Annotated in this window: 18 protein-coding genes and 1 riboswitch; of the genes, 11 read left to right on the top strand and 7 right to left on the bottom strand. The window is 39.3% G+C overall.

Features of this window, described 5'->3' with window-relative positions:
• Position 1: 1 nt before the first annotated feature.
• Together COD92_RS17265 and COD92_RS17260 are read right to left on the bottom strand one after the other, a co-directional pair.
• Positions 2-730, bottom strand: a complete 729-nt coding sequence (locus tag COD92_RS17265; RefSeq protein ID WP_098527546.1) for a protein-glutamine gamma-glutamyltransferase — start codon at positions 728-730, stop codon at positions 2-4.
• A gap of 127 nt (positions 731-857) precedes the next feature.
• On the bottom strand, positions 858-2,096 hold the full coding sequence (locus COD92_RS17260) for an MFS transporter (protein ID WP_098527547.1): 1,239 nt from the start codon (positions 2,094-2,096) through the stop codon (positions 858-860).
• Positions 2,097-2,430: 334 nt separating this feature from the next.
• On the opposite strand from COD92_RS17260, the gene COD92_RS17255 reads away from it, so the two are divergent.
• The 4 genes from COD92_RS17255 (at position 2,431) to COD92_RS17240 (ending at position 5,583) form a co-directional block, all read left to right on the top strand.
• Positions 2,431-2,631, top strand: coding sequence for a cold-shock protein (locus COD92_RS17255; RefSeq protein WP_098527548.1), 201 nt, complete (start codon positions 2,431-2,433; stop codon positions 2,629-2,631).
• 146 nt (positions 2,632-2,777) lie between these two features.
• Positions 2,778-3,587, top strand: a complete 810-nt coding sequence (locus tag COD92_RS17250; protein WP_098527549.1) for a hypothetical protein — start codon at positions 2,778-2,780, stop codon at positions 3,585-3,587.
• Positions 3,588-3,707: 120 nt separating this feature from the next.
• Positions 3,708-5,078, top strand: a complete 1,371-nt coding sequence (locus COD92_RS17245; protein ID WP_098527550.1) for an MATE family efflux transporter — start codon at positions 3,708-3,710, stop codon at positions 5,076-5,078.
• 136 nt (positions 5,079-5,214) lie between these two features.
• Positions 5,215-5,583, top strand: coding sequence for a hypothetical protein (locus COD92_RS17240; protein WP_098527551.1), 369 nt, complete (start codon positions 5,215-5,217; stop codon positions 5,581-5,583).
• A gap of 33 nt (positions 5,584-5,616) precedes the next feature.
• Here COD92_RS17240 and COD92_RS17235 read toward each other — a convergent pair whose 3' ends face one another.
• Positions 5,617-5,814: a hypothetical protein gene (locus tag COD92_RS17235; RefSeq protein ID WP_098527552.1), complete on the bottom strand. Its 198-nt coding sequence runs from the start codon at positions 5,812-5,814 to the stop codon at positions 5,617-5,619.
• A gap of 119 nt (positions 5,815-5,933) precedes the next feature.
• Positions 5,934-6,131 (bottom strand): hypothetical protein, encoded by a 198-nt coding sequence (locus tag COD92_RS17230; protein WP_098527553.1) that lies wholly within the window; start codon positions 6,129-6,131, stop codon positions 5,934-5,936.
• Positions 6,132-6,444: 313 nt separating this feature from the next.
• On the opposite strand from COD92_RS17230, the gene COD92_RS17225 reads away from it, so the two are divergent.
• The 3 genes from COD92_RS17225 to clpP all read left to right on the top strand — a co-directional run bounded on the left by COD92_RS17225 (position 6,445) and on the right by clpP (position 8,008).
• Positions 6,445-6,585, top strand: coding sequence for a YrzI family small protein (locus COD92_RS17225; protein WP_098527554.1), 141 nt, complete (start codon positions 6,445-6,447; stop codon positions 6,583-6,585).
• Positions 6,586-6,692: 107 nt separating this feature from the next.
• Positions 6,693-7,397 carry a sigma-70 family RNA polymerase sigma factor gene (locus COD92_RS17220; protein WP_098527555.1) on the top strand — a complete coding sequence of 235 codons (705 nt, stop codon included), beginning with the start codon at positions 6,693-6,695 and terminating at the stop codon, positions 7,395-7,397.
• Between the two features lie 29 nt (positions 7,398-7,426).
• Positions 7,427-8,008, top strand: coding sequence for an ATP-dependent Clp endopeptidase proteolytic subunit ClpP (clpP, locus tag COD92_RS17215; protein WP_098527556.1), 582 nt, complete (start codon positions 7,427-7,429; stop codon positions 8,006-8,008).
• A gap of 262 nt (positions 8,009-8,270) precedes the next feature.
• Here the strand turns inward: clpP and COD92_RS17210 are convergent, their stop codons facing one another.
• From COD92_RS17210 to COD92_RS17200, 3 genes are all read right to left on the bottom strand, one after another.
• Entirely contained in the window at positions 8,271-9,380 is a 1,110-nt protein-coding gene (locus COD92_RS17210) for an AbrB family transcriptional regulator (protein WP_255286515.1), read from the bottom strand.
• A 323-nt stretch (positions 9,381-9,703) separates the two neighbouring features.
• The gene (locus tag COD92_RS17205) at positions 9,704-10,705 is read right to left on the bottom strand and encodes a DUF3231 family protein (protein ID WP_098527557.1); all 1,002 of its coding nucleotides are present in this window, start codon (positions 10,703-10,705) and stop codon (positions 9,704-9,706) included.
• 241 nt (positions 10,706-10,946) lie between these two features.
• A complete protein-coding gene (locus COD92_RS17200) occupies positions 10,947-11,237 on the bottom strand; it encodes a DUF2642 domain-containing protein (protein ID WP_098527558.1) in 291 nt (96 codons plus the stop codon).
• Between the two features lie 182 nt (positions 11,238-11,419).
• Positions 11,420-11,521: riboswitch (SAM riboswitch) on the top strand.
• A 69-nt stretch (positions 11,522-11,590) separates the two neighbouring features.
• Between COD92_RS17200 and COD92_RS17195 the strand changes: the two genes are divergently transcribed.
• From COD92_RS17195 to sat, 4 genes are all read left to right on the top strand, one after another.
• Positions 11,591-11,746 (top strand): YezD family protein, encoded by a 156-nt coding sequence (locus COD92_RS17195; protein ID WP_480254348.1) that lies wholly within the window; start codon positions 11,591-11,593, stop codon positions 11,744-11,746.
• Positions 11,747-11,820: 74 nt separating this feature from the next.
• Entirely contained in the window at positions 11,821-12,537 is a 717-nt protein-coding gene (locus tag COD92_RS17190) for a phosphoadenylyl-sulfate reductase (RefSeq protein WP_098527560.1), read from the top strand.
• A gap of 154 nt (positions 12,538-12,691) precedes the next feature.
• Entirely contained in the window at positions 12,692-13,759 is a 1,068-nt protein-coding gene (locus COD92_RS17185; RefSeq protein ID WP_098527561.1) for a sulfate permease, read from the top strand.
• Positions 13,760-13,822: 63 nt separating this feature from the next.
• The gene (gene sat / locus COD92_RS17180; RefSeq protein ID WP_098527642.1) at positions 13,823-14,974 is read left to right on the top strand and encodes a sulfate adenylyltransferase; all 1,152 of its coding nucleotides are present in this window, start codon (positions 13,823-13,825) and stop codon (positions 14,972-14,974) included.
• The last annotated feature ends 11 nt before the right edge of the window (positions 14,975-14,985 follow it).

Below are 14,985 nucleotides of genomic sequence, written 5' to 3'. Positions count from 1 at the left end.
ATCAGTTTGACAATGATAGATAGTAGGGGCGTGTAATCATGTTCATGAGGTAAGCTGAATTCTTTGGATTCGGCATTCTTTTTTTGTTTAGGAAGTTGATGATCGTACTGGCTGGCTGGATGCCAACGCCATGACCGTAATACTTGTCATCGCCAAAATAGACAACATTTTCGGCGCGCCAATGTGGCTGTTTCGGGTCAAAATCAGGATTGTTAAAATGTAAGATATCGCCAGGCAGGAAATCATCCGAATACATATTATAAACCGGCAGATCCTCATCGAATTGCCAGCCCATTAAGTAAATCCGGGCAAATAACACATCAAACCTCTGACGTCCAATGGAATAAAGAGTGGCAATATATAAAACGATCGCAATGGCAGTGGAACATTCAAACGCATAAAGTTTCCCGTTTTTCAGGATGTCCAGGATCGCAACAGATGGGCTTACCGATGGCTTCAGCAAAAATCCACCGTTCGATAGCCGATCCCAGTACGTCTTATTACAAAAAGCATACGTGAATGTCGTAAACTTTGCCCCGCTCTTGTTAAGTTCTTGAGCTGCTTTCATTGTGTTGGTACGAAACAAGAGTTCAAATTCCAGCTGATTTACTGATTCATATCCAAACGTCGAATGATAACCCGCCATAAGTTTAATAATATTTCTTTCACCTGGTTTGGTAATTCCCTTTAGGTCTCCCGGCTCAACAACCTGATGATTGATTTTAATCATTGGCCCCTCCCGTTTTCAGAAATCAACTCCTTCTAAAAATATGAACCTTTTTTAAATATATTAGCAGGTTTAAAAATTTACAGGTATCTCACCACAATTTTCGCTGTAAAAAAACGCCCCATCAAAATTAAGATGATGGGGACGCACTTTTGGATGAAATCATTTTGGTTGATCTTTTGTTTCTCATAAATTTTACATACATCAAGAAAAAGACAAAGGCGCTGATACCTCGCAAGATCGTGCAGATCTCCATCGATATCCGCATGTTGGAGAGTTCTAAAAACCAAATGCCAATTTGTGGAGCAATAAAAGCTACAAAAGATAAGAGGACATTATAGGTAGTTATACAATAGGTTCGCTTTTCTTCTGGTGATTGCTCCAACAATAGATTAAACAATAAAAGCGTTGTACCAGAAACAAAAAATCCCGAGGTCATCGAAACAAAGGTTATATAAAATACATTTGTCGACAAAATGTTTAACACAGGGGCTGTAGCCATTCCCACTGCTACCCAGACGAGCATTAAAGTGTTAGACCTTTGCTCCGCCCATTTCTTCCACAAGGGAAACGAGAAAATCTGGACTAGCTGATTGGCAACCGAAAAAATACTAATCCAAAGGATGGTGGCATGCACATATTTAACATTGTAAATATTAAATAACCCCCAAGCCATCTGCCAAGTAAAATTAAAGCAAAGTGCCGTAATCAGAAACCATTTGTAGCCTCGATCCTTAAAAATCGACCAATCCATCGAAGATTTCTTTTGCTCCTGTATTATTTGTGGTTCTTCCCGATGCTTCATTAAATAAAATACTTCTAGAAAACCAAACAGGAAAGCAATCACAAACAAAATTTGATAGGCCCAGGCATGATGGGTTTGACTTTTCATCACCACCCCGATAATTAAAGTAGTGATCATTCCCACGACCGTCAAGAGCCGGTTGCGGTCACTAAAAAAGGCCCCGCGCCGATTTTCTTTTATCATCCCACTAATCAACGTCTGCCAGCCTATATTCGAAATCGTTCCAGGAACATTCATAAGCGCTACGATAATCAGAAATGTCCACGCTTGATAGGAGGTATGAATGAAAACGACGCCTGCCAACAGTAAAAACATCATTCTCGCCCAGAGAACAGACATGGCGACCGTTTTCTTTTGCAGTTCCAACCGGTTTAGTAAAATAGCTGCCGGAATCGTCATCATCAATGCGACCAAAGGCGGTAGAGAGCTGATTAAGCCCACTTGGTAATTGGTGGCACCTAGAATTGAGATAGCGAAGATAGGAAAATAATTACTTGCAAGATTCACAGCAATGGTAGACACCATTCCATGGTAAATACTGATCTTTTCGTTATATGTGCGCATGTGTCGTCACCGATTTCTTTTTAAATTCCATAGTAATTATACAATCAAAAACCACAATCTAATAGAAGAATATTAGAAGTTTTTAAAAAAAATTCGAAACACTAAATATAAAGTAAAGCGCTTACAAAATTTGGCTTAAATGGCCGACTTTTCTACCAAAATAAAATTAAAAGTCCAAATGAGTTTGCTTTATAGATATCATTCTGCTATAGTTAAGTAGAATTATTTTTGTGAGTCGGAAAGAACGTTAAAGTGAACACTGCTTTTTGTCTTGAAGATTTGAGCAAGGATAGTAACAAATTGTGTGCAAAGCACACAGCAGGAGGAACCACACATGGAACAAGGTAAAGTAAAATGGTTTAACGCAGAAAAAGGATTTGGATTTATCGAGCGCGAAGCTGGAGACGACGTATTCGTTCACTTCTCTGCAATCCAAGGCGAAGGCTTCAAATCTTTAGACGAAGGTCAAGCAGTTTCTTTCGACGTTGAACAAGGTCAACGTGGACCACAAGCTTCTAACGTTCGTAAAATATAGTTTTAAGCCAAATGAAAAAAGACTCTCTTGCGGAGTCTTTTTTTTATGCCGATTGATCGATCAGTGTTAGAGTGGTCAAATTATTCTTTTCTAAAATAAATGTTATAATCAAAGAACATACATAAATAATGGAGGGAATTGTCAGTATGGCCATTCTGCGTTCACAATTAGAACAGTCCGATTTAACTAAATATATTCCGCCCAAAGGGGATTATGAACCATTTCGAGATGATGATCATTATAAGGAAAAGCTTAAGGAATGGGGCCTGCCAACGGCGAAAAAGGAGTTTTGGTACAAAGAAGGCAACTATCAGCGTCTTGTAACAATTAAAGGCTATGAGACCTATGGGAATACCGGAGAATTTAACACACTTGTGATTGAATTTCAAGATGGCAATTTGACCTGTATTCATCCTGCTTTTTTAAAAGAAATGCAGTCGTCCAGCTTCGGCAAGGAGAGTTTAATTAACCTTGAAGACAAGGATAATTCGGATGAAGGAACAGTGCCTAAATCAGCAGAGGCCACACAGCAAACCGAAACAGTCTCACCTGTAGAAGCTCCCAAGAAGGAAAAGGCAGCGAAACCAGCCAAGGAACCTAAACCAAAGAAAGAAAAAGCTCCAAAAATTGAACTCCCTGCCGATAAAGTACATTTTACCGCTAAAGTTAAACAGTTTGCGCTTGTCTATAATCCTTTTAATGAAGAAAATGACGAAGTGGTTGTTTTGGAAAATGTCGAAATTGTTCTAGAAAATCCAATTGAATTAGGACTAGCCTGGTGCAGTCATAGTAAGACATTGAAAAAGTTTGAATTGGCAGCTGGGGATGTACTTGAATTCGATGGAAAAGTGGCCGCTAAGAAAATGGGGAAAGGTAAAGATGCCCCGGAGGAATTTGTGGTGGATACAGCGGTGTTATATAAAATCAATAACCCATCCAAAATCGTGAAGAAATAGAACTTCGAATGAAGTTCTATTTTTTATATCCTAAACTAATTCTTTTTGCGGAAAATTAGCCCATAGTAGGGTATAATGAAATTTCGGATTTTTATTTTTTTATAGGAGTACATAAATAGTATGAATCAAACCTTTACACTTAAAGAAAAGACAAAGCAAATTTTTGTTTTGCTTGTGCCGATTTTAATTACCCAACTTGGCATGTTTTCAATGGTATTTTTTAATACGATCATGTCAGGAAGATATAGTAGTTCTGATTTAGCAGGAGTGGCTATTGGCACGTCGATATGGAGTCCAATCTTTACCGGAATTAGCGGGATTTTTCTTGCTGTGTCGCCGATTGCTGCCCAGCGCTTTGGAGAAAAAAAGAATGATGAAGTAGCTACTGTAGTCAAACACGGGATGTATCTATCAGTATTAATTACAGTCGTTGTCATCCTTCTTGGAACTTTTTTGTTAAATCCCATTTTAAATTTTATGGAGCTTGCACCAACAGTACATGATACAGCCTTTGATTATTTAGTTGGACTTAGTTATGGAATGCTCCCACTTTTTCTTTTTAATGTACTAAGATCCTTTATTTATGCCTTAGGAAAAACACGTGTTATTATGGTCATCATGCTGTTATCATTGCCGATCAATTTAATATTGAATTACGTTCTTATCTTTGGGAAGTTTGGATTCCCAGAGCTTGGCGGTGCAGGGGCAGGCTATGCGACAGCTATTACCGATTGGATATTTCTGGGGATGACGATATATATCGTAAAAAGTAAAGACCCTTTTTCTTCTTTCCAAATCTTTTCAAATTTAAAAGAGTTTTCATGGGAACAGTGTAAGGAAATCTTAAAAATTGGTGTGCCGATGGGACTGTCCGTTTTCTTCGAGACCACCGTGTTTGCCATCGTAACCATCTTATTGAGTAAGTTTAATGTAACGACGATTGCAGCATATCAGTCGGCTCTTAATGTCGTCTCATTCATTTATATGATTCCGATTAGTATTTCAACAGCGCTAACCGTGCTTGTCGGTTTTGAAGTAGGAGCGCGAAGATATAAGGATGCCAAACAGTACAGTTGGTTAGGTATTGGGACAGCAGTGCTAATTGCCATTGGGACGGGGTTGGTTGTCGTCGCATTTCGTTATCAGGTTGCCGGGCTTTATTCTACTGAAGCAGCAGTTATTAACTTAACGGCGAACTTCTTAATCTTTGCCCTGTTTTTCCAAATTTCGGATGCCATCCAGGCAACCGCGCAAGCTGCATTAAGGGGCTATAAAGACGTAAATATTGCCTTTATCATGACACTTGTCGCTTATTGGCTTATCTGCCTGCCAACAGGCTATCTCCTGGCCAATTTCACAAGCCTGGGAGCAAGAGGGTACTGGATTGGACTTACCATAGGGCTGCTCGCAGCAGGAATTGCCCTCTCCATCAGACTCATCCAAATCCAAAAGAAAAAATTTAACGCCTTGGTGTCAGGCACCATTAACTAATTTTGTATTGTTCTTATGATGGGAACATGTCAAATGGTGCCTGACACCATTTTTTTATTGATCTAGTTTCCTAATTCTGTAAGTGTTAAAATAGAGGAAGAAGGTATGAATCAAAACCGTAAGTGAGGGGACCATTATGACAAGGAAAGTCCACTTTGATGAGGAAGAGTTCGTACTTAGATTAAATGGTGTTGAAAGTATTTTTGCGCTGAAATGGCAGTTGAAAATTCCCTATAAGGCTATAAAAAAGGTGTATCTAGATGAATTTGAACCGCCGATGTGGATGCTCAAGATGCCCGGCACCTCGATTGCACCACTCCATATTTACGAAGGTAGCTTTAAATTTGGTAACGAGTGGTATTTCCTTTCATTCGAACACAATGTACCCTTATTGCACTTGGAAATCGAGGGAGCTGGAAAATATAAATATGTCATATTTGAACTGGAAAACCCAAAAGCGGTGATGATTGAGCTGCGTAAGAGGATCAGGGAATTGGAAGACTAAAAGCAAAAAAATGCAATGGCGAGACAACCGCCATTACATTTTCTCTGCTTTCTTTTTTTGCTTTCTTTTCTTCGCAACACTTCTTATTATGTATACACCTGCTAGCAAAGCTAATAAGTTCAAGGAATCACCAAAATGAACCGTTAAACTAAAGCGATTATGGACCCTAATATTATTCGTATTGTTCACGGTCTTCGATTGTCCTTCTTTCTCCACCAATTCATTCGTCAAAACGAACACCTCCTATTTAGAAAATAATACCATATTTATTTATATGCAGTTATTTTACTGTTAAATTATTAAGTTATCAAAAGCAAAACGCCATTCATGCGAGAGAATGGCGTCTGTGGTTAATATAGTTTTTTTAGGCCGAACCATTTGGAGAATAAACTTTGTTTTTTATCCTTAATGATGAGTTCATCCATAACTAATTTTTCACGATTGTTGTGGATCCATGTCTGTAATTCTTGTTTATCTTTACAAAGAGTATAATATGTTTCCCCACCTTTTCCAAGTGCGTTGACAACATATCGACTTGTGTTCTCCATAATGCCCACCTTTAACATGTATTGTATAATTTGCATTATATCAGGCTGATAAAAATAATCCATGGTTATTTTTCATCAAAATCATCACATTTTTTATCAAACGATGCTACAACCATTGTAGGATGTCTTGCCGCCTATTACAAGCCTTATTAACTTAATAGTTTTTTATTTACATATTTTTTACAAACTACATAATAATATTATGTAAAGTTGATAATCATCCCAAATAAATTTGGGCTATTACCCCGTATCTTAAATAGCTCAAACAAACGTTATAAAGAAAAATGAGCGCAGAGAGAAAGAGGGGAATAAAATGACCATTAATCTCTTATTCTTTACCATTTCCTTCAATAAACGTAAAATCACTCTAGAAGAAGCAGCCAGAGAAGAATACGTGACAAAAGTGTATCAGCAAATTAAAGAAAAGCAGATCTCCATCCATCGATTTATGTGATCCTTCGAAAATTAACATATAATAAAATAAAAAAATGAATTTGACCCGTATCTTATCATCCTTCTTGAAACGTTTATATAGCAGAGAGTGCATAAGGAGTGAAAAACATGTCAGTTAAGCTTAACCCATTCAGGACCATGGGTTCAAAAGAGGAAGAGAACCACTGGACTGAATATTATCCTAAGCTACAGCGCTATTGCCGTTTTCTAGCCCAGAATGAATGGGATGGAGATGACATCGCCCAGGAGACCTATCTAAAGGCTTTAAGGTATCATCAGCACAAGATAAGTCCGGCTTTATTAAACAAAATTGCGTATCATCATTGGATTGATCAACTTCGAAAAAGAAAACATGAAACGTTAGAGGCTGAACTAGACTTTTCTAGTCAAGAATCAACGAAACAACTCGATGAAGTCCGTAATGCAGTTGAAATGCTGATTCGTAAATTTACCCCTAAGCAGGCCGTCATCTTTTTGCTAAAAGAGGCATTTCAGTATCAGCTAAAGGAAATTGCTGAGATATTAGGCACAACCGAAATGGCTGTAAAGGCCAGTCTTCATCGTGGAAAAAAACGGCTGGAAAAAACAATTGAAGAAGGGGAAGCCTTCTCAGTTGAATCATTTTGGGATGAAGAAGAAAAAGAGGAGCTCACTGAAATTTTTTATGAGGCCTTGAAAGAACAGGACCCATCTGTGCTGATTGAAGCCATTCCTTCAATCAAGGCCATAAGCAATGTAACAAGTTTCTATGCAAATGCAAAATCATCTTATAAAAATCAAGCTCCTTCTAGCACTCTCTGTATGGCTGCATAGCCTAATAAATCGCTTCAAGGAGGAAAAAAATGAGTACGATTCCATATGTAATTGAACAATCCAATCGCGGTGAGCGTTCTTATGATATTTATTCCCGTCTGTTAAAGGACAGAATTATCATCATCGGGGAGGAAATCAATGATCATACCGCCAATAGCGTCGTGGCACAATTATTATTTTTAGCAGCGGATAACCCGGATAAAGAAATTTCTCTCTATATAAACAGCCCAGGAGGCTCGACTACAGCGGGATTTGCGATCTACGATACCATGCAAATAATTAAACCTGACGTTCGTACAATTTGTACCGGTATGGCCGCTTCTTTCGGCGCCATGTTGCTCCTGGCCGGAACAAAAGGGAAGAGGTGTGCACTACCGAATAGTGAAATCATGATCCATCAGCCATTGGGCGGGGCTAGAGGGCAAGCAACAGAGATTGAAATCTCGGCCCGGCGTATCCTAAAACTTAGAGAACATATTAATCAAATTATTGCAGAGCGAACAGGACAACCGGTTGAAAAAGTGGCCAAAGATACGGATCGGGATTATTTTATGAGTGCTGAGGAAGCAAAAGCGTACGGGATTATCGATGAAATCCTTTATCCAAAATGATAGGGTAATAAGCAATGCGGAGGTGAAATTGTGAGGTGACCCCCGAAAGTTAGATTTTCACTCTAACTTTTGGGGTGCACTTCATTGCCGCATTGCTTTTTTATGAATAAAAGCAGGATAAGGTAATCAATAGTGCTTATCGATGACAGTTAGCCAAAAAAATGAATCAACAAGGTAGTCAATAACCAATCAAATTGGTTATACATTATCAAATACAATTCCAGTAGTAATTCCATCTTCTAGAGTCTAATTTTAATAGAAACTATGCAGTCTTCTTTTTTATCTTTCCAGATCCAACCTTAAAAAACAGCCGCAGCATGGGTGGAACGACAAAATAAATGAAAAAGAGCCGGAATAATTGATAGCCTGTAACCATGGATAAATCGGCGTTCACTTCATGGGCGAGAATGGCCATCTGATCCATTCCTCCAGGAGCCAGGCTTAATAAACTAGTGGACGGTGTAATATGGTAAAAATATATAAGCAGCATTCCTAATAAGACAGCCCCGACAATCATAAATAGACCACTTAAAAATGCAAGGCTAATGACTTTTGCTTTATGCTCGAGTTTCTCCGGTTTCAACAATAAACCAATATAGGAGCCAATCATAAACTGCGAAACATCCAATACAGATGGCGGCAAAACAGGTCCATGCAGCCCGGAAATACCGGCAATCGCTGTTCCGAGGATAGGTCCTAATAAGTTGGGAGTAGGAAATTTAAGCTTCCGAGCCAGGAATGCACACAAAATACAGATCATTGCTAACAAAAACAAATTAGGAAAAACCGGCCCTGAGGTTTGCATTGCCTTATCGACGACATCCGCTGCGGCACCGCTGCCCGAATGATAAAACAACGGACCCAAAATCAAAAAGGGGACGACAAAGATAATCATCATCAATCGAGCTACTTGCAGGAAAGTAACAGTGGTAATGTCGATTCCTTTCATTTCTTCCGCAAAAATAATCATCTGCGAAAGCCCGCCAGGAATACTTCCTGTCAGGACCGTTGGATAATCGACCCCAGTCAGTTTAGAAACAACCCAAGCAATTCCAGCGCAGAAGCAGACTAATAAAGTTGTCATGAGCAGCATCGAAGGGAGTTTCGCGATAATCTGTAAGAGCGCGTCTTTTGTAAACGATAAGCCAATCGAATAACCAACGATAATTAAGCCCGTATCACGAATTCCTACCGGCCAGAAAAAGGCAATTTTTCCAAACCTGGCGCCGATCAATACAGCTGCCATCGGTCCGAGCAGCCAAGGAATCGGTGTATGCAAGACGGTGAACAATAGTCCACCCAGAAAAGCAGTAATCAAGGTAACCGAAAAACGAAGTAATTTATTGTCTGAATTCATTGATGATTTAATCAAGAAAAAACCCTTCTGTCTATAAAAATTTAATCTCGTCCTTTCATTAAGGAAACTCGAAATTTATGTAATTCGCATCTTTCAATTCAATATTTTATCACGTTGATACGTAAAAGGGTAATGAGATGACACCTTGATTTGAATAATGCAGACATTATCCCAATGTACCTATTTGCAATTGAGGTTAAGTAGACAATTCCTTTTTTTATGGATATACATCAAAAAACCATCCTCTTTATATAAAATTAGGATGGTTTTTTTAATAATTGGACAAACAGTTAGGGCAATGCACCACAAAACCATTCAAAAAGGAAACAATCTATTCACTACATTTCTTTGGCAATTTCTTGTCTATTAGGAGCAAGAGGCGGTTGTTCTAGCCACTTATTTTCTACCATCAAATCAAACCATTTTTTTGTTATTATTAGATTTTCTAGAATGGTACCCTCATAAGCGGTGACAAGGTCTGTCCGCATGGCTGAAGCTAGACCTGCGCCATGATAGTTTTGTGCAGCTTGAAATAAGAATCCCGTATGATAAAGCATTAACTTATCAGAAAAAGGGGATTCTGTTGAAGTTGTGACTTCTGTTTCCCAAGATTTCGGAACTGGTAAGTTATCGGCTTGCATTAATTTTGTTAAGACTTTTATTTGTTGATCAGCCGTTTTTTCGGATTTAGTCAAAAATTTTCTTATTTCTTTTGATTGAGCGACCTGACTAAATGCAATAGAAAGAGTTTTAGCCATTATGCTCTTTTTAATGTTGATAGAAATACTGATCATTTCTGTCGCTGCTAATTTTCTACCCTTTCCGAAAAAGCCATCTATGAAATCTTTGCTGGAAACATATTCTGGGGTTTTTGCTGGATAAAATAAAGGATCTCTTTGAAAATTTCCTTTTTCAAGCAATAATTCAATGGTTTGGTGATACATTCTTTTTGCATCGTTATCGCATGAATCGTAAAAATCCCTTAAGTCTTTTCTAACTGATACCCCTATTGAAGTGGTGTGCCCTAGTAGGCCATGTAATGACATAATATGTAAATAATTTAGACAAAAAATATCGGTGAACAATCTCTGCTTGCATTTATATAGGTCTGATTCAGTAAATCCATTTGGGATTGGAAATCCTTCGCTTTCCATAAAAATGACGATTTGTTGCTTTTGCTTTTCGAACGTCTTAATTGCATCCTGAAAAATAGCTTTAATAGCCTCGTCATCAATAATAGTTACCATATATCGATTTACCACATCTGTCATGGTGCCGTTAACATACTCTGCCCATAATGTTCCGATCTCGGAAGATGTGAGTCTTAATTTATCATCCACTTTATCACCTCGTGGCTAGTATTTCCCAATTTAGGAAGTGATATAAACTTTTATTAAGAAATTATTGAAGAGTTTTAAATCATCCGAAATTCATGCCGGGTCGATAATGCAAGATCCTTAATCTAAAAAAATATCTTTGAATTAACTTTAAAGAATAGAGTTTATCCAGCTTAACAATCAATGGACCTCCCCAATTAGGTAAGAAAGAGAAAGCAATAAATTGCTTTCTCCTTTTTCGTCCTTAATGACTGCTGCTACTGCTGCTTTCCTCGTGTCCTGGTGAATGTTCAACTTCCCCTGGACCAAATCCAAATGGTCCTCTAGGTCCAATATTTTCTACCCGGAAAATCGCCACGATGGTTTCAATTCTGATCGCTAAAACACGTGGGCGAACCCTGCCTCTCGATTCCAATACAATGACATCGCGGCCAACATCGAGAAGTCTGCCAACAAAGTTCCCTTGAAGGGTCACCACTTCTACTTCTTTTTTTAACAGTTCATGGGCAATATGATGAAAATTCAATTCCGTCACATCTATCATCCTCCTTCACATTACAGTAAATGCAAAAATTCAAAAAAGGGCATTGGTTTCACAAAAAATTTTGCTAAAAGTTCACAACGAAAGAGAGGGGAGACTAAGAATTTTTTAAATTTTGTATTTTTTTATTTACATAAATCCTATTGGTATGGTAGGATTAATTCCATCAAATAAAATTCTTATCTAGAGAGGCTTAGGGACTGGCCCGATGAAGCCCGGCAACCTGCCAAGCAAGGTGCCAATTCCAGCAAAATGTTTTTCATTTTGGTAGATAAGGTGTTTACTGGTTTAGTAACGCCTTTCCTAAAATGGGGAAGGCGTTTTTTGTAAAAAGGAGGCGAATCAAGCTGAACAGTGCTGAAAGGGAAGAACTAATTACTCATTTAGAGAACATGTTGGTTTCTTTAAAATTTGGCTCGATTACACTAGTAGTTCAGGATGGCAAGATTGTACAAATAGAAAAAAATGAAAAGGTTCGTCTTAAACAAAATAAAATCCGCTGACCAGAACACTGGAGGCTGACCACACGTCAACCATCCAGGAAGACGTTTTTTTATGAAAAAAGGAGGCATGTAGAATGACGGCTGCAATAACGTATCAAAATTGGCAACAAATTTCAGACACATTTTCTTTTGATGATGAAACAAAAGGGGCACGTGCGGTATTAGAATGGGCCTATAACAACTATCCCGATGAAGAAATCGTATATGCATCAAGTTTTGGTGCAGAAGCGATTGTGTTGATTGACCTCATTCATCAGGTAAAGCCTGATGCCCATATCGTATTTTTAGACACAGGGCTCCATTTTCCTGAAACCTACGAGGTAATCGACAAAATCGAAGCCCGCTTCCCAACACTGCGGATTGAGCGAAAACAACCGAAAGTAAGTCTTGATGAACAAGCAGCACAATATGGCTCAGCTTTATGGCTTAGAGATGCCAATCAGTGCTGCAACATTCGTAAGGTAATCCCACTAAGGGAGACATTGACTGCTAAACAAGCGTGGATCTCAGGACTGCGCCGGGAACAGTCACCAACAAGAGCCAACACTGAATTCCTTAATAAGGATGAAAAATTCGAAAATATTAAAGTTTGCCCATTAATCCATTGGACTTGGGATGAGGTTTGGGATTACATCAAGAGTAAGGATCTTCCATACAACACCTTACATGACCAAAATTACCCTAGTATTGGCTGTTTCCCTTGCACAAAGCCGGTTGGAGATGGCGGGGATTCACGCGCAGGACGCTGGTCAGGCAGCGGCAAGACAGAATGCGGCTTACATACCCGTTAAGCCAGAGCATCACCACCGTGGAAATCCCCACTGTGGATTTTGAACCATTCCGGTATTGATGGGCAGTGCCCACCTCTTCGGGCTCTTAATCCATCATTATTTTAAAGGCGGGGGTTAAAAGTCCGTAATGCGGGATTAAAGGAGGGTATTTTATTTGCTCACAATTATTGCCATGATGATTGGTTTGTTTTTCGCCATTAATATAGGTGCCAGCGGGGCAGCAGCTTCGATGGGGATTGCCTACGGAGCAGGTGTCGTAAAAAAAAGGCTGGCCTTGCTGTTATGCAGTATCACCGTTTTCTTTGGAGCATGGCTTGGCGGCGGAGAAGTTGTGAAAACGCTGGGAAGCGGGATTGTCCCAAGCAGCACGTTTACGGTCCCGGTTGCCTTAATTGTTTTAACTTCTGCGGCACTGTCATTGTTCCTAGCGAATATCTTCGGAATTCCGCTTTCAACGAGTGAAGTAGCGGTAGGTGCTGTGATTGGTGCAGGGATTGTTTATCAATCCGTGTTTGTCAGCAAATTAGTTTGGATTTTGCTATTCTGGCTGCTGACGCCATTTGTTGCCTTTATCATTGCGATCTCGGTTACGTATCTATTAAAAAATAAACACTTGAAAAAATGGATGGAAGCACCGAAGGCAGTCCCTTTTCTTTCTGTATTAGTCGTTTTTATGGGATTGTTCGAAGCCTTTTCAGCTGGAATGAACAATGTGGCCAATGCCGTAGGTCCTCTGGTCGGGGCCCAAATAATTTCTACCGAAGATGGGATCTTGTGGGGCGGTTTATTCGTAGCCGGCGGGGCACTCATCCTCGGTCATCGCGTCCTTGAGACGAATGGGAAGAAAATTACGGCACTGCGGTTAGAAGAGGGCTGCGTGATCTCAGGAACAGGTGCAACGATTGTAACGATTGCTTCTGTTTTTGGAATTCCAGTTCCGTTGACACAAATTACCACATCCTCGATTATCGGGATTGGATTTGCTAAAAATGGCAAATCTGTTTTAAAAAAAGATATCGTCGTACAACTTCTTACAGTTTGGATTGTATCACCGGTTTTATCCATGGTATTATCATATACATTAATCCAAATGATTATTGAACATAATTTTTACCCTATCATCGCAATGGCCGGGGTGTTAATATCCGTCTTTGGTGTAATGTCCTTAATGAAAAGACAAAAACCAAGTATTACGGTACACCAGGAGATTGCGAAAGATTAAATCTGCTAGTTTCATATTTTTATTGATATATAACTTCTCAAAAAAGAAAGGACTTGATTGAAAGTGTCATTTTTACCAGCACCTCACGGAGGAAAACTAATTCAAGCATTCGACCCAACTTATGATTTAACAAACATCGAGAAAGAACTTGAGATTGATGCCATTGCATTGAGTGATCTAGAGTTGATTGGTGTAGGACTATTCAGCCCTCTAACAGGGTTCCTTGGAAAAGCCGACTACGAAAATGTTGTTTCTAACATGCGTTTGGCAGACAATACCATCTGGTCCATTCCAGTTACATTGCCTGTTTCCTATGAAACGGCTGCAACACTCAAAGTAGGAGAAGAAATCAAGTTAGTTTTTCAAAACGAGGTTTATGGTGTAATCAAAGTATCTGAATGGTATGAGCCAGATTTAGATAAAGAAGCAATTGAAGTTTACAAAACAGACGAAGTCGCCCATCCAGGCGTTAAACGTTTATATGAAAGAGGACCTGTTTATGTAGCAGGGGATATTACACTTGTTAAAAAATCTGATAAAGGCGTATTCGCGGATGTTTGGTATGAGCCAAAAGAAACACGTGCGATGTTCGAAGCAAAAGGCTGGAAAACAATCGTTGGCTTCCAAACCAGAAATCCAATCCACCGTGCACATGAGTACATCCAAAAAGCTGCCTTAGAAACAGTTGATGGACTATTCGTAAGCCCGCTTGTAGGGGAAACAAAATCAGACGATATTTCAGCAGAAGTTCGTTTAAAAAGCTACCGTGTATTACTAGATAATTACTATCCTGCTGAACGTGTACAACTTGGTGTATATCCAGCAGCAATGCGTTATGCCGGACCAAGAGAAGCGATTTTCCATGCGATTGCCCGTAAAAACTTTGGCTGCACGCACTTCATCGTTGGCCGCGACCATGCTGGTGTAGGCAACTATTACGGAACATATGATGCACAGTACATTTTCAGCAATTTCGCTGAAGGCGAACTTGGCATTAAACCAATGTTCTTTGAACACAGCTTCTATTGCACAAAGTGTGAGGGTATGGCATCTGATAAAACTTGCCCGCACAGCAAAGAAGACCGCGTGATCCTTTCTGGTACTAAAGTTAGGGAAATGCTTCGCGCCGGTGTCCTTCCTCCTGCTACATTCAGCCGTAAAGAAGTAGTGGAAGTATTAATCGAAGGTATGAAAGAAGAAGCCGCAACGGTCTAAGGAGGATAAAC

It is taken from the genome of Bacillus sp. AFS037270, assembly GCF_002585305.1.
The sequence above is the reverse complement of the archived record's forward strand: the minus strand, read 5'-3'. Positions and strand labels throughout refer to the sequence as shown.